Source organism: Thalassospira sp. (assembly GCF_040218635.1).
In the GTDB taxonomy this organism is placed as follows: Bacteria; Pseudomonadota; Alphaproteobacteria; order Rhodospirillales; family Thalassospiraceae; genus Thalassospira.
In genome coordinates this window covers 64,282-83,850 of record NZ_JAVJRB010000010.1, presented here as the reverse complement: position 1 = coordinate 83,850, position 19,569 = coordinate 64,282, and the positions used below count along the sequence as shown (strand labels likewise).

At 53.6% G+C, this 19,569-nt stretch carries 17 protein-coding genes and 1 other RNA gene; 4 read left to right on the top strand and 14 right to left on the bottom strand.

Annotated features, from left to right (window positions below; all coding sequences use genetic code 11):
- Positions 1-11: 11 nt before the first annotated feature.
- From RIC05_RS10910 to RIC05_RS10870, 9 genes are read right to left on the bottom strand one after another with little or no spacing between them, the layout of a single operon-like run.
- A complete protein-coding gene (locus tag RIC05_RS10910) occupies positions 12-1,151 on the bottom strand; it encodes an FtsW/RodA/SpoVE family cell cycle protein (RefSeq protein WP_350047295.1) in 1,140 nt (379 codons plus the stop codon).
- On the bottom strand, positions 1,148-2,545 hold the full coding sequence (gene murD / locus RIC05_RS10905; protein ID WP_350047296.1) for a UDP-N-acetylmuramoyl-L-alanine--D-glutamate ligase: 1,398 nt from the start codon (positions 2,543-2,545) through the stop codon (positions 1,148-1,150). Before murD ends, RIC05_RS10910 begins: the two co-directional genes overlap by 4 nt.
- A gap of 12 nt (positions 2,546-2,557) precedes the next feature.
- Positions 2,558-3,646, bottom strand: a complete 1,089-nt coding sequence (gene mraY, locus RIC05_RS10900) for a phospho-N-acetylmuramoyl-pentapeptide-transferase (protein ID WP_350043947.1) — start codon at positions 3,644-3,646, stop codon at positions 2,558-2,560.
- Positions 3,647-3,670: 24 nt separating this feature from the next.
- Positions 3,671-5,101, bottom strand: a complete 1,431-nt coding sequence (locus RIC05_RS10895; protein WP_350047297.1) for a UDP-N-acetylmuramoyl-tripeptide--D-alanyl-D-alanine ligase — start codon at positions 5,099-5,101, stop codon at positions 3,671-3,673.
- Positions 5,102-5,159: 58 nt separating this feature from the next.
- Entirely contained in the window at positions 5,160-6,620 is a 1,461-nt protein-coding gene (locus RIC05_RS10890) for a UDP-N-acetylmuramoyl-L-alanyl-D-glutamate--2,6-diaminopimelate ligase (RefSeq protein WP_350047298.1), read from the bottom strand.
- Positions 6,607-8,325, bottom strand: a complete 1,719-nt coding sequence (locus tag RIC05_RS10885) for a peptidoglycan D,D-transpeptidase FtsI family protein (RefSeq protein ID WP_350047299.1) — start codon at positions 8,323-8,325, stop codon at positions 6,607-6,609. Before RIC05_RS10885 ends, RIC05_RS10890 begins: the two co-directional genes overlap by 14 nt.
- Positions 8,322-8,753 (bottom strand): cell division protein FtsL, encoded by a 432-nt coding sequence (gene ftsL, locus RIC05_RS10880; RefSeq protein ID WP_350043951.1) that lies wholly within the window; start codon positions 8,751-8,753, stop codon positions 8,322-8,324. Before ftsL ends, RIC05_RS10885 begins: the two co-directional genes overlap by 4 nt.
- A complete protein-coding gene (gene rsmH, locus RIC05_RS10875; protein ID WP_350047300.1) occupies positions 8,750-9,736 on the bottom strand; it encodes a 16S rRNA (cytosine(1402)-N(4))-methyltransferase RsmH in 987 nt (328 codons plus the stop codon). Before rsmH ends, ftsL begins: the two co-directional genes overlap by 4 nt.
- On the bottom strand, positions 9,733-10,236 hold the full coding sequence (locus RIC05_RS10870; protein ID WP_350043953.1) for a division/cell wall cluster transcriptional repressor MraZ: 504 nt from the start codon (positions 10,234-10,236) through the stop codon (positions 9,733-9,735). The genes rsmH and RIC05_RS10870 overlap by 4 nt, the downstream gene beginning before the upstream one ends.
- A 674-nt stretch (positions 10,237-10,910) precedes the next feature.
- Between RIC05_RS10870 and RIC05_RS10865 the strand changes: the two genes are divergently transcribed.
- Together RIC05_RS10865 and corA are read left to right on the top strand one after the other, a co-directional pair.
- Positions 10,911-11,633 carry an EF-hand domain-containing protein gene (locus RIC05_RS10865; protein ID WP_350047301.1) on the top strand — a complete coding sequence of 241 codons (723 nt, stop codon included), beginning with the start codon at positions 10,911-10,913 and terminating at the stop codon, positions 11,631-11,633.
- A gap of 136 nt (positions 11,634-11,769) precedes the next feature.
- Positions 11,770-12,849, top strand: a complete 1,080-nt coding sequence (gene corA, locus RIC05_RS10860) for a magnesium/cobalt transporter CorA (protein WP_350047302.1) — start codon at positions 11,770-11,772, stop codon at positions 12,847-12,849.
- A gap of 7 nt (positions 12,850-12,856) precedes the next feature.
- Here the strand turns inward: corA and RIC05_RS10855 are convergent, their stop codons facing one another.
- Entirely contained in the window at positions 12,857-13,822 is a 966-nt protein-coding gene (locus RIC05_RS10855; protein ID WP_350047303.1) for a GlxA family transcriptional regulator, read from the bottom strand.
- A gap of 128 nt (positions 13,823-13,950) precedes the next feature.
- On the opposite strand from RIC05_RS10855, the gene RIC05_RS10850 reads away from it, so the two are divergent.
- Positions 13,951-14,508 carry a cysteine hydrolase family protein gene (locus RIC05_RS10850; protein WP_350047304.1) on the top strand — a complete coding sequence of 186 codons (558 nt, stop codon included), beginning with the start codon at positions 13,951-13,953 and terminating at the stop codon, positions 14,506-14,508.
- 67 nt (positions 14,509-14,575) lie between these two features.
- Positions 14,576-15,196: a pyridoxamine 5'-phosphate oxidase family protein gene (locus RIC05_RS10845; RefSeq protein WP_350047305.1), complete on the top strand. Its 621-nt coding sequence runs from the start codon at positions 14,576-14,578 to the stop codon at positions 15,194-15,196.
- Positions 15,197-15,288: 92 nt separating this feature from the next.
- Here RIC05_RS10845 and rnpB read toward each other — a convergent pair.
- The 4 genes from rnpB to RIC05_RS10825 all read right to left on the bottom strand — a co-directional run bounded on the left by rnpB (position 15,289) and on the right by RIC05_RS10825 (position 19,467).
- An RNA gene (rnpB, locus tag RIC05_RS10840) (RNase P RNA component class A) lies at positions 15,289-15,686 on the bottom strand.
- 74 nt (positions 15,687-15,760) lie between these two features.
- Complete coding sequence (locus RIC05_RS10835; RefSeq protein WP_350047306.1) at positions 15,761-16,501, bottom strand: N-acetylmuramoyl-L-alanine amidase; 741 nt, start codon at positions 16,499-16,501, stop codon at positions 15,761-15,763.
- 5 nt (positions 16,502-16,506) lie between these two features.
- Entirely contained in the window at positions 16,507-17,379 is an 873-nt protein-coding gene (locus tag RIC05_RS10830) for a DMT family transporter (RefSeq protein WP_350047307.1), read from the bottom strand.
- Positions 17,380-17,637: 258 nt separating this feature from the next.
- Positions 17,638-19,467 (bottom strand): ATP-binding cassette domain-containing protein, encoded by a 1,830-nt coding sequence (locus RIC05_RS10825; protein WP_350047308.1) that lies wholly within the window; start codon positions 19,465-19,467, stop codon positions 17,638-17,640.
- Between the last annotated feature and the right edge of the window lie 102 nt (positions 19,468-19,569).

Below are 19,569 nucleotides of genomic sequence, written 5' to 3'. Positions count from 1 at the left end.
GTTTAGGCGGCTTACTCGCCGGGCCGTTTTCGCGTTAGGGCCAGAACAAAGCCCATACCGACTGCAATGCCGATTGTGGCCGATCCACCATAGGAAACGAACGGCAATGTCATGCCCTTTGGCGGGACCAATTGCAGGGTGGAGGCCATATTGATCACAGCCTGCAATCCGAACTGAACCAGAATGCCACTGACGGCAAGCACGACGAACAGGTTGCGTTCCCCCATCAGACGCGACAGACCGCGCATGATGATGAAGGTAAACACACCAACGACCAAGATGCAGAACAAAAGACCAAATTCTTCGCCTGCGACGGCAAAGATAAAATCGGAATGGGCATCGGGGATGGAGTTTTTAACCCAACCTTCGCCCGGTCCACGGCCCATGATACCGCCATTCATGAAGGCTTCCATCGACCGTTCGATTTGATAGTTATCGCCCGATGCCGGATCAAGGAAGCGATCCACGCGTGATTGCACGTGTGGCAGGATCAAATAGGCCCCAACCGCCAGGCCAACTGCGCCAAGTCCAAGGCAGAACACCAGAATGATTGGCAGTCCCGCCAGGAAAATCTGAACCGACCAGATCGATGTGACAACAACGGTTTGCCCGAAATCCGGCTGGATCATCAAAAGGAAAATACAAATCGCCAGCATCAGACTGGAAACGATATAACCGGGGAAGTTCGGGTTAAGCCGACCTTCGGCAAACATCCATGCCACCACGACGGCAAATGCCGGTTTCAGGAACTCTGACGGCTGGATCGTGACCCCGGCCACATGGATCCATCGTACAGCCCCTTTGATTTCGGACCCGATAAACGGGGTGATGATCAAAAGAAAAATGACGCCCAAAAACATAAAGGATGCCAGCCGTCGCACCCATTTCACCGGCAGCAGCGAAATCGACAGCATGCAAACCACAGCCATGCCAAGAAACACGAACTGGCGGGTAACAAAGTGAAAGCTATCGACATTGATACGATCGGCGACCGGCGGGCTTGCCGACATCACCAAAAGCGCCCCGATCCCCATCAAAAGAATGATGGCAGCCAGTAACCAGCGATCAACCGTCCACCACCAGATGCCCAGAACAGATGTATCCGCACGGGAAAAGGCAATGTTGGTGTTCGTGCCAAACAGCGACTTCATGCGTTTACCTTCCCGGCCTTGGCCAGTGCGTCGTAAAGATCGCGAAATGCGTCGCCACGTGCTTCAAAACTTTTGAACTGATCAAAGGATGCGCAGGCCGGGGTTAACATCACCACCGGCGCGTCATCACCACTTGCCTTGGCGTCCTCAAATGCTGCCTTGGTGGCGACATCAAGGGTCTCACACTTTGCCCAAGGCAGATCATCACCAAGGGCCTCGGCAAATTCGTTGGTCGCCGCCCCGATCAGATAGGCCTTCTTGATGTTGGGATAGAATTCCTCAAGCCCGGCAATGCCGCCTTCCTTGGGTTTTCCGCCAACAATCCAATAAATATTATGATATGATGAAAGTGCTTTGGCTGATGCTTCGGCATTGGTGGCCTTGCTGTCATTAACAAACACGACACCATCAATGCTGCCCAACCGTTCCTGGCGGTGTGCAAGCCCCGGAAACGACATGACCCCATCAATGATCCGTGTGGCATCAACACCGCGTGCCCGGCAAAGGCCGTAAGCAAAAGCAATGTTTTGCCAGTTATGTTTACCCGGCATATGGGCAACAGTGCTCAGATCAAGAATGCGGGTTTTGGCCCCCGAAAGATCATCAATCAGCCATCCGTTGTCATCGACGTAAATGCCGTGATCTACCGGGTTTTTGACCGAAATTTCGATGATGTGGCGACCGCCTTCGCGGGCCAGTTCAACCGCCATCTTGGCACAGGGTTCATCATCAATTGAAATGATCGCCCATTTGGGACCTTTGTTGCGTGCGAAGATCTGGCGTTTGGACCCGATATAGCCATCCATCCCGCCATGACGGTCAAGATGGTCCGGGGTGATGTTCAAAAGCGCACAGGCATCAAATTCAGAATGTGCAAGCAGATCAAGCTGATAGGATGACAGTTCCAGAACAAGGCAATCATCGGCAGTTGATGGTTCTAAGCCAAGGGCGGCATTGCCAAGATTGCCACCGGCCTGGGTTTTAATTCCGGCTTGGGCGATGATATGGGCGGTCAGGGCCGTGGTGGTCGATTTGCCATTGGTCCCGGTGATGGCCAAAGTCGGCACATCGGCCTGCGCAGTACACAGCAATTCGACATCACAAATGATCGGCTTTCCGGCACGGCGGGCTTTTTCGGCTGCCGGGTGCGGGGTCGGGAAGGTCGAAGGAATGCCCGGGCTGATCACCAGCATGTCGGGTTCGGTCCAATCGCATTCCGCAAGATTGATCGGGGCAAGACCCAACGGTTCGATCAGATCGCGGCCTTGTGCGGTGTCATCCCACGCCCAGACAATCGCGCCTGCATTGATCAATGCTTTCACACTGGCAAGTCCGGATTTCCCCAGACCCAACACCGCAATGGTTTTGCCGCGCAGATGCGAAAGATCAATCACGTGACGGTATCCTTACCGAAGTTTCAATGTTGCAAGCCCGACCAAGGCCAGAATGACGGCAATGATCCAGAACCGGATAACGATGGTGGGTTCCTGCCAACCTTTTTTCTCAAAATGGTGGTGCAGCGGGGCCATCCGGAAAACGCGCTTTCCGGTCAGTTTGAATGACCCGACCTGAATGATCACCGACAGGGTTTCAAGAACAAACAAACCGCCAATGATGGCAAGAACCAGTTCATGCTTGGTGACAACCGAAACCGCCCCAAGTGCGCCACCAAGGGCAAGTGATCCGGTATCGCCCATAAACACCATCGCAGGCGGGGCGTTGTACCAAAGGAACCCAAGGCCAGCCCCCACCAGTGCGCCAAGGAAAATGGTCAACTCGCCCGATCCGGCGACATAGTGGACCTGAAGATATTCGGCAAACTGCACATTCCCGATCAGATATGTGATCAGGGCAAAGCTTGCCGCAGCAATCATGACCGGCACGATGGCAAGACCATCAAGCCCGTCAGTCAGATTGACCGAATTGGATGCCCCGACCATGACAAACATGGCAAACGGGACAAAGAACCAGCCAAGATCAAGCAGATAATTTTTAAAGAACGGGAAGGCCAGCGCGGTCGAAAGCGGATCTGCCGTATTATAGGAAATCCAGAACGCAGCGATCGCAGCAATCGAAAACTGACCAAGAAGCTTTATCTTGCCTGGCAATCCTTTGGTGTTTTTCTTGGAAACTTTCAGGAAGTCATCAAGGAAACCAAGGAACCCATACCCGATGGTGACCAGCAGAACCGCCCAGACATAGGCGTTGGTCAAATCGGCCCATAAAAGGGTGGCAATCGATGTTGAAATTAACAGCAAAAGGCCGCCCATCGTCGGGGTGCCTTTTTTCGTCAGAAGGTGACTTTCCGGGCCGTCTTCGCGGATCGGCTGTCCTTCGCTTTGTTTTGATCGCAACCAGCGGATCAGGGATGGACCCAAAACAAAAGCAAGGATAAGCGACGTAATGATCGCGCCACCTGTCCGGAACGTGATGTAACGAAACAGGTTGAAAACCGGCATCTGATCGGCCAGCGGATAAAGCAGATTATAGAGCATCGCTCTTGTCGTTCCTTCTGCGACTTAGTTCTGTTCGGTTGCGGTCTGTACGACCACACCACCGGATTTTAGCGCCGATACAATTTTCGAAACGTAAATGCCAAGCGATCCTTTGATCAAAACAACGTCGCCATCGCGTAAATCGGCCTTGATCGGGTCGATCGCGTCCTCGGCGGTGTCAAAGTGACCGGCATTGCGTTCAGCAGGCAGTGTCTTGTCAAGCTCAGCCATCAGGGGCCCGACAGAATAAACCCGATCAATTTCCAACGCGGTCAAGGGTTGGTGCAGATCGGCATGCATTTTAATCGCATCATCGCCCAGTTCGCGCATGTCGCCGACAACCGCAATCTTGCGACCATTTTCACCCGGCTTGCTTTGCGCCAGAACTTTGATCCCGGCCATCATGGATGTCGGGTTGGCGTTATAGGCATCATCAATCAGCGTGAAGGTGCCGTCGCCTGACGGGACTTTAATGGTCGAAATTTCGCCACGACCCGCAGGCGGCGTCACATCGGCCAAATCGCGTGCCGCGCGTTCCGTATCAGCCCCGATTGCCTCGACACAGCCAAGAACGGCCAGTGAATTCAATACCCAGTGTTCGCCGGGGCAACCAATGAAATATTCAAGATCGCGACCCCCGACCCGTGCGCGAACGGCACTGCCATCGGTAACAATATTGGCTTCAAACAGGCGGTAATTGGCCATGGCATCGGTGCCAAAGCATTTAATGTCGGTCAGCCCGATTTCCTTGGCACGACGCGCAAGGGCAAAGTAATGCAGATTATCGCGGTTCAGGATCACGGTGCCGTCTGTGTCCAGACCGTCGAAAATTTCGGCCTTGGCCATGGCGATTTCACCTTCGTCCTTAAAGAACTCGGTATGGGCGCCAACAACGGTGGTGATCAAGGCAACAGACGGTTTGGCCATTTTAACCAACGGGCTGATTTCACCCGGATGGTTCATGCCAATTTCCAGAACGCCATATTGCGCATCAGAAGGCAGTGTCGCCAAACTGATCGGAACGCCCCAGTGATTGTTGAAACTGGCCGGGCTGGCATGGGTTTTACCCTGCTGGGATAAAACGTATTTCAGGGCTTCTTTGGTGCCGGTTTTACCAACACTGCCGGTAATGGCGATGATTTTGGCACTGCTGCGTGCGCGGCCCGCAATGCCAAGGCGCTCAAGCGCTGCCATCGTATCATCAACCAGAAGAACCTTGTCGGTTTCGGTAATGCCACGGGCATCGGAAACCATGACCGCATGCGCACCGGCATCAAGGGCGGCTTGGGCAAATTTGTGGCCGTCAAAATTCGGACCTTTAAGGGCGATAAACAAATCACCCTTACTGACTTTTCGGCTGTCAATCGAGATACCCGTTACCGACCAGTCGCCCGTGGTTTTGCCACCGGTTGCAGTTGCGGCATCTCCTGCCGTCCATAAAACAGCCTTCGTCATCCTGTTGCTTTCTTTTCGGTCAGGCCGTCACGGCCAGGTGCCGTAACGGGAATTTTTGTCAGTTGCCGCCAGCAAGAATGCTGCGGGCAACAGATGCATCGTCAAACGGAAGAACCGTATCGCCGACAATTTGGCCTCTTTCGTGGCCTTTTCCGGCAATAATAAGGACGTCGTTGCGTTGCAGGATGCCAATGCCGCGTTTGATCGCCTCTGCACGATCCGCAATCTCGACCGCGCCGTCGCATTTTGCCTTGATGGCAGCGCGAATAAGGGCAGGGTCTTCGCTACGCGGATTGTCATCGGTAATGATGGCGATATCGGCAAAATCCTTGGCAACGGCCCCCATCAATGGGCGCTTACCAACGTCCCGGTCACCGCCAGCACCAAATACACAAACGATACGGCCTTTGCAATGCGGGCGAACGGCCTTGATCACGGTTTCAAGCGCGTCTGGCGTATGGGCATAGTCAACAAAGACTGGTGCGCCGAAACTTGTTTTGCCGACAAGTTCCAAACGACCCCGAACACCTTCAAGTTTTTCAAGGGCCAAGACCGCCTGATCAAGATCGGCACCCGATGCAACAACAATTGCAAGAGCAGCAAGCGCGTTCATCACCTGGAAGCTGCCCATCAATGGCAGATGAATGCTGTATTCACCTTTTTTGGCCAAAAGGGTGATTTTGGTGCCGGTGCTGTCAGGGGTGGCATTGATCAGTTTGATGTCATCGGCATTCTGCCCATAGGACAAAACGTCCACACCGCGCTTTTCGCACATCTTTTTAAGCATCGCGAACTGTTCGACATCTGCATTCAGAACCGCGGTGCCATCGGCAACCAGAAGGTCTTTGAACAGGCGTGCCTTGGCGGCGAAGTATTTTTCGAACGTGCCGTGATAATCAAGATGATCGCGCGACAGATTGGTAAAGGCGGCAACGGTTACTTTCACACCATCAAGGCGATATTGATCAAGCCCGTGCGAACTTGCTTCCATCGCAACATGGGTGATGCCAATGCCACACATTTCATCAAGACTTTGATGAAGCGCAACCGGATCAGGTGTCGTCAGCGATCCGGGGATTTTCGCCCCAGCGGCACGAATGCCAAGGGTGCCGATGGACCCCGACAGGTTGCCAAGGATCGTCCAAAGCTGTTCGGTAAAGATTGCGGTCGATGTTTTGCCGTTTGTACCGGTAATCGCCGCAATGTTTGCCGGTTGCTGACCATAAAAACGGGCCGCAAGCTGGGCGTAACGTTTGCGCGGATTTTCCACTGGGATCAGTGGAACTGTCGCGGCTGTCGGGCGTGGGGTGCCATCCTTTGCAAGGATGGCCGCAGCACCAAGCTTGATCGCATCAGCGATATATTTGGAGCCGTCATCTCTGGCACCGGAAAGGGCGGCAAACATATAGCCATCCTTCACGGTGCGTGAGTCTGCTGTCAGGCCCGAAATGTTCGGGTCCTGTCCTTCGGCATATTTAAGTGCCGCTTGATCACCTGCCATGAGCTCAGAAAGACGCAAGTTTGCGTTCCCCTTTGCGAAGTTCAATCTGCAACGCTTGCTCGATCTCCGGCGCCTTCGCATTCGCCGGTTCAATGCCCAAAAGGGGAGCAATACGTGTCACAACCTTGCCAACCGCAGGGGCGGACACCCAACCTGCTGTGGCAAATCCATATGTTTCTTTGGTGCCTTTGGGCTCGTCTAACGTCACCAGAACCACATATTTCGGGTCCTGCATCGGGAAGGCGGCGACAAAGGTCGACATGCGGGCGTTCTTTACGTAGCGCCCGTTCACAAGTTTCTCCGAGGTGCCAGTCTTCCCGCCAAGGAAGTACCCCGCCACTTCGGCTTTTTTACCCGACCCTTCGGTTACAACCAGGCGCATCAAGCGCCGGAGCTGTTCCGAAGTTTGTTGGGAAAACACACGTTCGCCTGCCGGTGCGCCATCTTGCTTAACGATGGTCGCCGGGCGGCGAATGCCACCATTCGCAATGGTGGAAATGCCACTGACAACCTGAAGCGGGGTCACAGCCAACCCATGACCGAATGCGATTGTCATGGTGTTGATCTCGCGCCACGGACTGGGCACAAGGGGGCCGCCAACTTCAGGAAGCTCGATCTCCGGTTTGTCGAGCATGCCAAGCTTTTTAAGATATTTTTGCTGGTTGTCGCCGCCAAAGGCCATGGCCATCCGGGCCGACCCGATGTTGGAACTGTGCACCAGAATTTCCGGGACGGTCAGCCAACGGTTTTCAGCGTGATAATCGCGGATGGAGAACCGGGCAATGCGCAGCGGTTCTGTGGCATCGTAAACCGAGTTCAATGTCGCCGTGCCGGTTTCAAGCGCGATTGCGGTGTTAAACAGTTTAAACACCGAGCCCATTTCATAAACGCCCAGCGTCGCACGATTGAACCGCGCGTCTGCAGGGGCCTGTCCCGGACGGTGTGGATCGAAATTCGGAAGCGAAGTCATCGCAACAACTTCGCCGGTATAAATATCCATGACCAAACCGGCAGCGCCAACAGCACTGTAGGTTTCCATGGCGCTTCCGACTTCTTCCTCAAGCGCATATTGCACGCGGGTATCAAGCGAAAGTTGAAGTGGTCCGTTGTTGATCCGAAGTTCGTTATCAAATTTGCGCTCGGCACCGGCAATGCCGTTATTATCAATATCGGTAAAACCAAGCACATGGGCGAACAGACGCCCATGCGGGTAAACCCGGCGTTCTTCGCGCTGGAAATTAAGCCCCGGTACACCCAGCGAATTGACTTCATATTGCTGTTCAGGTGTCAGGTTGCGGCGCAGCCAGACAAAGGGTTTGCGCGAACTTAAATGCCGGATCAGCGTATCGCGATCCAGATCGGGCAAAACCGTAAGCAACTGGTCAGCTGATTCAACCGGGTCCTTGACAACACGGGCATCGGCATACAGTGAATTGGTCGGAAGATCGGTCGCAAGCAAGATGCCGTTGCGATCAACAATATCGGCACGTTCGGTTTTAAGTTCGCGGGCATCGGTTCCCGACGCAACGGCGGGCTCGTTGCCCTGACGCAGGACAGATGCATCGACCAGACCATACGTGATCCAGCAAAAGCCGATGATGAACATCGCACCGGTAATGAAAATGCGGTTGCGTGCGGTTTCAAGTGCTAAACGCTCGCGCTGATCCGGACCCAGTTCCGGACGATCACCGCGCAGCCAGTATGTGAACCGTGTGAAGCTCATTGTGCGCCTCCGGTATCGGTTGCGACCGACGGGGCGCCAATAATCATGGCGTCAGCGGCTTCGTCATACATCAGATCACCCGGGCGGGCGCGTGGAACCGGCATGAACGCAACGGCTTCACCGAACTTGTCGATGCGGTACTGATGAAGATCGGCATCTTCGGGAAGATCATCGATGCTGGCCATTTGCAGCACCTTGATCTGATCAAGGCTGAGATATTCTTGCGACAGCCGTTCAATCCGTTCCGGATTGTTCAGATAGCTCCATTCGGCCTGAAGCACATGGATGCTTTCCTGTTCGGCCAGAATGTTTGTCTGAATTTCGGCGTACCGTTTTTCAAGACGTTCGACTTCGTGGCTGACCCAATAGGTGCCCGCACCAATCAGAATGGTCAGGAAAAGACCGATGATGGTTACCGCACGGGTCATTCTTTGCTCCCTTGCGGTGTGGTGGGCTGCTCGTTACGAGCAACCGCACGAAGCTTGGCCGAGCGCGCACGTGGATTGGCGCGAATTTCGTCTTTTTGGCCTGTTACGGCCTTGCGTGTGACAGTCGTAAATGTCGGGGTTGCGACTTCTGGTTCGCCGGGCAGGCGGCGCGACATTTTGCTCGGATCACCCGAACGCGCCTTCATGAATGTTTTAACCTGACGGTCTTCCAGTGAATGGAACGTCACAACCACCAAACGCCCACCGGGGTTCAGAAGGTTCTCCGCCGCATTCATCGCACGTTCAAGTTCGCCCAGTTCGTCATTCACATAAATGCGCAGGGCCTGAAACGTGCGGGTCGCCGGATCAATGCCGTCTTTGGATTTGCGCACGACCGAACGAACCGCACGGGCAAGCTGCGATGTCGTGGTAAAGGGTTCTTCAGCGCGCATTTCAATGATCTTGTGCGCGACCTTGCGCGATGCGCGTTCTTCGCCGTAACGGTAAATGACGTTGGCGATATCTTCTTCTTCGGCGGTGTTGATGAAATCAGCCGCGGTTGGGCCAGACATCGACATGCGCATATCAAGCGGCCCATCGGTGCGGAACGAAAAGCCGCGATCAGCCTGATCGATCTGCATGGATGAAACACCGATATCAAGAACGATACCGTCAACTTTTTGCGCACCGGCAGCCGGGATCAAACGACCCATATCGCCAAAGCAACCTTCAACCATATGGAAGCGGCCATCATATTCGGCGGCAAATTTCTGACCGGTGGCAACCGCACTTGGATCGCGGTCTATGCCGTAAAGCTCACATTTGGCAGAATCAAGAATGGCGCGGGAGTAACCGCCTGCGCCAAAGGTGCCGTCAACCATGATTTCGCCGTCACACGGTGCCAGAGCATCCAGCACCTCGCGCAGCAAGACCGGCTTATGCGGGCGATCTTCTGTGGCAAAGCTGATGTCGTTATCGCTCATGATGCGTCCTCCCCGGTTGGAGGGACGGGACGTGCGCCTTGCGGGAATTCAGCCATCGGTTTGAGCTTAAGCGTCGCACCACGGTTCAGTGTGCGGGTCCGGCTGGCATCTTGCAGGGGCTTGAAGATGTCAGGGTTCCACAGACGGAAGGTGCGACCACGGCCGACAAAGGCGACCTGATCTTCGATGCGGGCAAATTCGATCAATTCCGCGGGAAGGATGATACGGCCTTCGCCGTCATATGGCAGCATATGGGACGAACCAAGGATGGTATCAGCCAGATCGTCGGCTTCGTCCGAGAACATATCAAGTTCATCTAGGGATGCTGCAATACGCTCCATATGGCTGTGGCTACAGCCTTCAAGAGCACTTTCCTTGTGGGATTGGTACAGGTGAATGCCAGCGAACTCTTCTTGGTCAAGGGCCGCACGGAACCTTTTGGGGACGGATACGCGCCCCTTTCGGTCCAGCTTGTGAATGTGCGTCCCTGTGAACAGCACTTCGCCATTCCCCTGATCAAAAAATCCGTCTTCAAATCAGAACCCGTATGGGCGGTCATGTGACCTGTCGCTGTTTGAATTGGATATGCCCCGCGTGACACGGAATTTGTGCCTATTAATGGGGTACCATGGGAAATGATGGGGGTCAATGGGATTTGATGGGGTCAACTATGACGTTTCAGCACATTTCCGCGGATTCTGCGGTATATGCAAAAAGCCTGAAATCCGCCAAAAACATGCAAAAACACGATCTTATCCATACTGTGCCCATAAAATCCCAAATCCGTTCCATGGGTTCCCATGGGAGGCCCCTAAAAAACCTGTTTCCGGGTTTAAATGGGGCCTGTGCGGTTTTGGGTTCTGGTGGGCGATGGTTGAAGACAATTTGCGATTTGGGTCCCAATCGGGTTTGATGCGCGGGCGAACTCCTGCAGAATGTCTGAATGACATTTGACGGAAGGGATGCCGGATCACTTTATGATCGCTATGTTTGGCATGATCGGCAGTCTTGCGTAATGTCGGTGTAGCGGCGTTGAAATCAAATGCCGTGTTACGCCTGACTGTTATGCGTCACTTTCTGGCGCGGGGCAGCGTCAGTGAAATGAAGGAAGCGATTGTTGCGGATAAAAGCTGCCACTTTATTAATGGGTTGTGCATTTTTGGGCGCGGTTGCGATGCCCGGCCTTGATCCTGCCGACAATGGTTCTGCTTTGGCGCAGGGTTTAACCCTTGATAAGGCAGGCAGCAGTTCAAATTCGCCCGAAGTTTCTTCGCCGCAAGTACGTGAATTACTGCCATTGATCATGAAGCAATTGCAGAATAATCCTGAATTGATGTCGCAATTTGGTCTGGGCGGATTGTCGGGGCTTAGTGGTCTGGACGGGGCAGATGGTGCGACAGGGTTGCCGGGCGTTCCTAGCGTTTCCGGCGATGGTGCTGCAAATATTCCGGGGTTGAATGAAGCCATTGCCAAGGCACTCGCCCAGAAAAATGGCGGGGCTGGTGTGGTGTCATCGGGCATTCCCGAACAGGTCAAGCTGTATCGGGAACAATATCATCCGATTGATATTGATCAGGATGGCCGCATCAATGCGGATGAAGCAGCATCTTATTCAAGCTGGATGTTTCGCAGACGTGATATCAATGGCGATAACGTTCTGGTCGGACGTGAATTTACCGCCGTCGAACAATTGCCAGGATCTGCAGAAGCCAACCGTCAACGATTGCGCACCGAAAGCCGTCGGCTTGAAATCCTGTTTCCGAATTTTGATGCCAATAATGACAATATGATCAGCAAGGACGAATTCCTTGATCAGGCGCGCCTGACCTATGACGATAAGCGCGGAGACGACCCGGACCTTGATCCGTTTGCATTCCAGACGGTGCTGCCGTTCTAGGAAGACCGTCATCGAACGATCATTGGTTTGCACAGGCCAATTCGGGTTGGATGACTCGCGCAAACACCATATGGCAATAAACCAATAAACTGGCATCCGGAGCCAACGGCAAGCCAGCATCGATGGAGAAAGATTGATGGACACCAGCGAATTTTTTGCCCCGGTGCGCTCGACGCCCGAAAGCGGCGACGGCGTAGCAGATACTGCCGCCAATCCTGTTGGTGTTAGCGCTAACAACGAAGCTGGTCCAAGCCAAAAGGTAGCGGCCACGCCAGATCCTGCGCCAACTTCTGCGCCTGCGCCGACAGTGGCAAAGGCCGAACGCCAACCTGTCTGGATTGATCTTCTCTCGCCAACGCCAGAAGAAATCCATGCCATTGAAGAACGGTTTGGCATCGAAGTGCCGACCCGAGAGGAAATGCAGGAAATTGAACTTTCTTCGCGTTTGTATGACGAAGACGGCGCGCTGTTCATGACCGTATCGGTTTTGAACCGTGCGACAACAGATGCGCCGCAAACAACGGCTGTCACGTTCATTCTGGTCAAGAAAACCCTGATTACGCTGCGCTATGCTGATCCGGTGCCGTTCAAAACCTTTATCCGTCGGGTCAAACGAAGCCCATCCTTGGCCAATAGTGCCGAGGCAGTTTTGTTCGGGTTGCTTGAACAGATTGTCGATCGTCTGGCCGATGTGATGGAGCAAACGGCAACCGATCTTGAAAGCCTTTCAAATCAGGTTTTTGCCAACCCCGAGGATCGCGGATCGGATCAGGATCACCGTGATAGCCTGCGTCAGATCGGACGGACGGGCAACTTGTCGGGCAAGGCCAAGGACAGTTTGTTGAACCTGCACCGCGTCGGGCTTTTCCTGTCAACCCAGACCCGGCTTAAGAAAGACGCCAAAGCACGGCTGAAAGTGATTTCGCGCGATATTGTGTCGATCACGGAACATGCCAATTTCATTGCCAACAAGGTAACCTTCCTGCTTGATGCAACCCTTGGCATGATCAGTCTGGAACAAAACAACATCATCAAGATTTTCTCGGTCGCCGCGGCTGCTTTCCTGCCGCCAACCTTGATCGCAAGCATCTATGGCATGAATTTCGACGTCATGCCCGAACTCAGTTGGCAGTTTGGTTATCCGGTGGCGATTGGATTGATGGTGCTTTCGGCTGTCTTGCCGCTTTGGTATTTCAAACGCAAAGGCTGGCTCTAACCTTGCGTTAAACTCGGCGAAACCGGTCGCGGTAATCACTTGGTGCGACGCCAAGATGTTTGATGAAGCATCGGCGCATGCGTTCGTCATCCCCAAACCCGCAAAGACCGGCGATCTGGCTGATCCGCTTTTCGGTTTGTTCAAGGGCGGTACGCGCTGCTTCAAGGCGCATTAACTCAACACCTTTGGCCGGGCTTAGTCCGGTTGCGGATTTGTAACTTCGTGAAAAGTTGCGCGCACTCATATGTGCTTTCTCGGCAAGGTCTTCGACCGATAATCGGGTATGAAGGTTTTTTGCCATCCAGCCATGCAACGCGTCAAAACGGCCAGTGCTGTCGTTGGCCTGATGTTCAAACGGCAGACTGAATTGGGATTGCCCGCCGGGACGCCGGATATAGACGATCAGGCTGCGCGCAACCGCAAGGGCGGCTTCACGGCCCAAATCCTGTTCGATCATTGCAACTGCCATATCGATCCCGGTGGTGACCCCGGCTGATGTCCAGACCGGGCCATCATGAACAAAGATCGGATCAGGGGCGACGCGACTGTGCGGGAACATATCCTGCAGGCGTTGGCACCAGCGCCAATGGGTGACGCAGGATCGCCCATCAAGCAGACTGGACGCACCTAAAATGAATGCGCCGATACAAACCGAACCAATACGGTCAATCGTTTCGCAATGTTCCTCAAGCCAGCCAATAAGATGTCTGTCCCCGATGGCATTCAATGTTTCATCCGAACCCGCAGCAATCAGGGTATGGATTTCGTCCGGATCTAGATCGGCGATTGGAACGGTATCAAGTGGAATGCCGGTATCGGTCATAATCGCACCCCCATGGCTTGAAGCCAGAATGGTGCGATAGGCCGGATCGCCTGTTATCGGATCACGGGCTTCGTGAAATGCCTGCAACGGACCTGTGACATCAAGCATCACGGTTTGTGGCGTAAGAATAAAAACAATCAGTCGCGGCATCATCGTGGGCCTTGGCAAAGGGTTTGGCCGAAATCGAGGTGTTGTTGTCATTTATGACAATTCCGGATGAGTTAGTCTAGGCGGCATGTAATCTTTACCGATAACGGTCCTTCACAGGGAAAACCAAAATGACACAGAACGAAACCGCGGCCTTGATCCTGATTGACTGGCAAAAGGGCTTTTCCGATCTTGATTATTGGGGGCAACGTAATAATCCCGCGGCTGAGGAAATGGGCGCGATGCTTTTGGCGCATTGGCGGGCAAAGGGCCTTCCGGTTATTCATGTGCGCCATGACAGCACAACGCCGCAGTCGCGCCTTCATCCTGATCATCCGGGCCATGCTTTTATTGATTTTGCCGTGCCCCAAGCCGACGAGAAGGTTTATGGCAAATTGGTCAATTCCGCCTTTATCGGGACGACGCTTGAGGCTGATTTACGTGCGCGCGGTCTTAACCGGATCGTGCTGTGCGGGATTTCAACCGATCATTGCGTCAATACGACCACACGCATGGGCGGCAATCTTGGGTTTGACGTGACCATTGCTGCCGATGCCTGTTTTGCCTTTGACCGTAAGTTGCCCGACGGGCGCGTCTTTAGCGCCGATCTTGTGCATGATGTGGCCCTTGCCAGTCTCAATGGCGAGTTCGCAGCCGTCAAAACAGTCAGCGAGATCATTTTGGGTTGATCGGCAATTGACTTGCGTTCTCAAGTGACGCAATTTCGGCCCCTGATTCCCGCAGAAGGTGCGCCCCATGACCAAAATCGATACTCAGGAAAAACTCCGTGCTGTATACGGCGAACCAATGGGACTGGCTGTTGCCAAGTGTCTGTCCAAACTTGACCCGCATTGTAAGCATTTCATTGAACTGTCGCCCTTTGCCGTAATTTCATCGGCCGATTGCAATGGTGATGCCGATGTCAGCCCGCGCGGCGATGGACCGGGCTTTGTCAAGGTGCTTGATGACAACACGATCGTCATGCCCGACCGCCCGGGCAACAACCGTGTCGATACGTTGGCAAACATTGTTGATAACCCGAAAGTCGGAATGCTTTTCTTTGTGCCGGGTTTCAATGAGACGCTCCGGATCAATGGTACAGCTGAAATCAGCACCGATCCCGCCTTGCTGGGGCTGTTTGCCGATACGCCAAAGCCACCGATTACGGCAATCCGGATCACGGTTGACGAGGCCTTCCTGCATTGTGCGAAATCGCTGATGCGCTCCAAACTTTGGGATGCCAATGTCCAGATTGACCGTAAAACCCTGCCGACATTGGGCAAGATGATCAAAGATCAGACCGCTGTCGATATTCCAGAGGGAACGCAGGAAGAAGCCGATACGTATTTTGCGCAGTCAATTGCGGAACGCGGCTAAGTATTCCTGCTATTCCGTTTCGCGGGATATCAACTATTGCAAGGCGATGACCCGTTTGGTGTCATCGCCTTTTGTCTTTTGGCGAAAAAAATAAGACCAGATGGCCTGTAAGCCGGGTTCTGTCCATGCGGCAAGCCGCATTGGATGGCTATTCATCTGGGACGTTCGTCGCCGAACGCCTCCTGCAACCAACCCGAATGGTGGTGCGAAAACCCACCTGCCGACAATGCCGAAGCACCCGGCCGACCATTCCTATTAGGTTTTGCTCCCGGTGGGGTTTACCATGCGTCCCGCATTGCTGAAGGACCGGTGCGCTCTTACCGCACCCTTTCACCCTTTCCGACAGGGCTTGCGCCGTGTCGGTGGTTTGCTTTCTGTGGCACTTTCCCTAGGGTCGCCCCCGCCAGACGTTATCTGGCACCGTGTTTCCATGGAGCCCGGACTTTCCTCCCCGACTGCAAGCAGCAAGGGCAGCCATCCGGCCATCTGGTGTTGCGGATGTAGGTTACATCGCGCGTTGCGTCAAGAAAAAGCGATGGTCAAAGCTGCTTGATGTCGGGGCGCCTATAGCTTGCGGGCAAGGGCTTGGGCGATACCCATACATTCATCGTCAATCACCCCGGAAATATCCGATGGTCGCCAATGGCGTTGAAACGCGATGTATCGTTTGACGCGGTAAGCATCCTGTTCTGTCTCGGTGACATCTTCGGACGGGTTGCCATATCCAATCTGATCCAGCAGTCGGTCAAATTCAGGCAAATCGACAGGCGAAGTTTGATGGACGCCGGGCCAAAGACCAATGCCGTTCTCTGCCAGCAAATTCCACGGGAAAAACTCGCCGGGATCTTCTTTGCGATCTGGCGCCATATCGGAATGGGCAATGATGCGACCCGCTGGAATGGTGTGGCGGGTCAGAATGTCCTGACAAAGTGCAAGAACCGACGTTATTTGTTCATCGGGAAACGGGCGGTAGCCAAATTCATGGCCGGGATTGACGATTTCGATGCCGATGGAATGCGAATTTACATCGATGCAATCCTGCCAGTTACCGCGCCCGGCATGCCATGCACGCTTATCCTCATCGACAAGGCGGAAGATGCGGCCATCTTCCTCAACCAGATAATGGCTGGAAACAGAACTGTCCGGATCGCAAAGACGATCAAGCGCGTCTTTTCCGCTTTGCATGCCGGTATAGTGCAAGACAAGGATATCTATCGGGCAACCGTCTGGACGCGGCCCGAAATTGGCGGACGGATGGTCTATCACGTTGTTAAGCAACCCGTCCCTGATATCCCTATCGGCCATCTGGATCAGTCCATCCCTTGCGTTTTGCGGTGTACGGGTTTGCGCAACATGATGACGGTGACACCGCACAGAACAACGACACTGCCAATGATTTTAAGCAATGAGAATGTCTCGTCAAATATGATGAACGATCCCAGAATGCTGATGACTGGGGCAAGCAATGACCAAGGCACCACCACATTCACATCTTGGGTCTTTAGCAAATGATACCAAAATCCGTAGGCAACGATTGATGACATAATCACCGTGAAGCTGAGGTTTGCCCATGCAACCCAGCTCGCCGCCACAACCGCCTCAAACGCATGCGGTTCAAAGATCAGGGACAGTAAAAACAACTGGGGGGCAGCCATCAAGGCCATCCAGCCATTTAGCTCGAACGTGTTGATATCGCCCATTTTCTTGATCATGACATTGGCAATAGCCCACATGAAGGCGGCAAACACCACCAACAGAAGCGGCAGTTGCAAGTCGGTCATGGTCGGGTCCCAGAACATGATCGTGACGCCGATAAAGGCCAGTGCCATGCCCGATAACCGTTTCCATCCCAGCCGGTCATCAAAGAAATAAGTCGCCAGCATCGATGAAAACGGCACGCCGAGTAGAATAATAATCGCAACCGGCCCGGCATCAATCAGTGAAAGTGCAAAGAACAGCACACCAAAATGAAGGGATCCAAACACAAGCGACGTGACGGCAATTTTGCCCAGATGTTCGCGCGGCATTTTAACGAACGGCACCAACAAAACCGCCACAGCGACAAAGCGGATGGTGGTCAACATGAATGGCGGGATTTCACCAACCGCCCCTTTGACCGTGAGCATATTGATGCCCCAGATAACGGCAACGGACAGGGCCATAAGGACGGCTTTTAAGGGCATCGCGCATGCTTTCTGCAAATGGGGGCGGGCATTTGGGCAACCCTGATGAGACTGTCCGTGCAATCAATCCAACTAGATCGGATGCGCGGATGGATCCTTTGTCATCTGTTTGCCGTCAAACGACAAATGAGTTCTTTTCAACTCAACGGGTAAATTATTTGAGGTGAGTTTGACGCAACTCTCCATGCGGGTAAAGCACCGCATGGAGAAGTTACGTTGAAAGAAAGACAGAAGGGTTGGGGTGTCTGGAAGCGAGGTCTATGCCTGTCCAAGTTCCTCGCGCAGCATTTCAAGTTCCAGCCAGCGTTCTTCTGATGCGGCAAGTTCGCTGCGCGCCGCATCCAGACGATCAACTTTCTTTTGGAAATTTGCCGGTTCTTTGACGAACAGGTTGCTGTCAGCAAGCGCTTCTTCAAGCGTGCTGATTTCTTTTTCCAGCTTCGCCATATCACCGGGCAGATTGTCGTATTCGCGCTGGTCCTTGTAGCTCATCTTTACTTTGGCGGCTGCCTTGGGTTTTGCGCCACTATTACCAGCGGGTTTCTTGCCAAGTTTACCAAGGTTCTTGTCATCCTTTGGTGCATCGGCCTGCGATAATTTCCGCTGCGTGATATAGTCGGAATAGCCACCGGCATACTCAACAGCCAAACCGTCGCCTTCCATGACGATGGAGGATGTGACAACCCGATCAAGGAAGTCACGGTCATGGCTGACCAGAAGCAGGGTGCCTTCGTAATCATCAAGCATTTCCTGCAACAGATCGAGCGTATCCATATCAAGATCGTTGGTCGGCTCATCCATGATCAGAAGGTTGGTCGGCTTGGCAAGCTGTTTGGCCAGCAAAAGACGGTTACGCTCCCCACCTGAAAGCGCGCCAACCGGGCTTCTTGCCTGTTTCTCATCAAACAGGAAATCACGCAGGTAACTGACCACATGGCGCGGATTACCACGAACCATGACCTGATCGCCACCGACATCGCACAAGGTATCCCAAAGGGTTTTGGTATCATCCAGGGCGACGCGTTTCTGATCAAAGTAACTGGCATTCAGGTTAGTGCCGATTTTGATCGTGCCGCTATCGGGTTCAATCTGCCCGGTCAGCATTTTCAAAAGTGTTGTTTTACCAGCGCCGTTCGGACCAATAATGCCAACCTTGTCACCGCGCAAAATACGGGTGGAGAAATCGGTAATGATCTGACGGTCGCCAAACGATTTGGCGATGTCGGTTGCCTCGATCACAACCTTGCCCGACGCAGAACCCGTATCCGCTGCAAGCGATACATTGCCAATGCGATCAATCTGACTGGAACGCTGTTCGCGCATATCATAAAGACGGCGCAGACGGCCCTGATTACGTTTGCGGCGTGCGGAAATGCCCTGAACCGACCAAACGGTTTCCTTGGCAATCAGCTTATCAAGTTTCGCGCGTTCTTCGGATTCCTTGCGATAGATTTCCTCAGACCATTCTTCGAACTTGGCAAAGTTAATCGACCCTTGATGCATAACACCACGGTCAAGCCACAGAACCCCGTTGGAAACCGCATTCAAAAATGCCCGGTCATGCGAGATCACGACAACCGCGCCCCGGAAATTCTTGATCTCGCCTTCAAGCCATTCAATCGTCGGAAGATCAAGATGGTTGGTCGGCTCATCAAGCAGCAAAACCTGCGGGTCGGCAATCAGCGCGCGCGCAATCGCAGCACGGCGACCTTCCCCACCTGAAAGTTGCTTGGGATCGGCTTTCGGGTCGATGTCAACCGATGCCAGCAGCATGTCAGAACGGTAGGAATATTCTTCTTCATGCGCATCCAGGGCCGAAAGAACAAATTCCTCGACCGTGTCATATCCATCAAACTTCGGTTCCTGATTAAGATAGGCGACTTTGCAGCCCGGCTGAACGAACCGTTCGCCCCCATCGGCTTCGATCTCGCCAGCGATGATTTTAAGCAAGGTCGACTTGCCACCACCATTGCGCCCGACAAGGCACAGGCGATCGCGTTCACCGATGGCAAAGGATACATCGGAAAACAGATCATTCCCGCCAAAGGTCAGGTGAATGTCGTTAATATTAATCAGCGGTGGCGCCATGGAAAAACCGATAAGCTTGAGAACAGAAAAATGGTCAGAATGACTGGCCCTCTGCAAACAGCAAATCTGGTGCTGTTGCAAGGGAAATCATTCGTTTTGGGG

Coding starts and splice junctions, on each gene's coding strand:
- mraY (WP_350043947.1), bottom strand. CDS start 3,646: ATGCTCTATAATCTGCTTTATCCGCTGGCCGATCAGATGCCGGTTTTC.
- RIC05_RS10830 (WP_350047307.1), bottom strand. CDS start 17,379: ATGCCCTTAAAAGCCGTCCTTATGGCCCTGTCCGTTGCCGTTATCTGG.
- RIC05_RS10835 (WP_350047306.1), bottom strand. CDS start 16,501: ATGGCCGATAGGGATATCAGGGACGGGTTGCTTAACAACGTGATAGAC.
- corA (WP_350047302.1), top strand. CDS start 11,770: ATGGACACCAGCGAATTTTTTGCCCCGGTGCGCTCGACGCCCGAAAGC.
- ftsL (WP_350043951.1), bottom strand. CDS start 8,753: ATGACCCGTGCGGTAACCATCATCGGTCTTTTCCTGACCATTCTGATT.
- RIC05_RS10885 (WP_350047299.1), bottom strand. CDS start 8,325: ATGAGCTTCACACGGTTCACATACTGGCTGCGCGGTGATCGTCCGGAA.
- RIC05_RS10850 (WP_350047304.1), top strand. CDS start 13,951: ATGACACAGAACGAAACCGCGGCCTTGATCCTGATTGACTGGCAAAAG.
- RIC05_RS10825 (WP_350047308.1), bottom strand. CDS start 19,467: ATGGCGCCACCGCTGATTAATATTAACGACATTCACCTGACCTTTGGC.
- RIC05_RS10845 (WP_350047305.1), top strand. CDS start 14,576: ATGACCAAAATCGATACTCAGGAAAAACTCCGTGCTGTATACGGCGAA.
- RIC05_RS10855 (WP_350047303.1), bottom strand. CDS start 13,822: ATGCCGCGACTGATTGTTTTTATTCTTACGCCACAAACCGTGATGCTT.
- RIC05_RS10910 (WP_350047295.1), bottom strand. CDS start 1,151: ATGAAGTCGCTGTTTGGCACGAACACCAACATTGCCTTTTCCCGTGCG.
- RIC05_RS10895 (WP_350047297.1), bottom strand. CDS start 5,101: ATGACGAAGGCTGTTTTATGGACGGCAGGAGATGCCGCAACTGCAACC.
- rsmH (WP_350047300.1), bottom strand. CDS start 9,736: ATGAGCGATAACGACATCAGCTTTGCCACAGAAGATCGCCCGCATAAG.
- RIC05_RS10865 (WP_350047301.1), top strand. CDS start 10,911: ATGCCCGGCCTTGATCCTGCCGACAATGGTTCTGCTTTGGCGCAGGGT.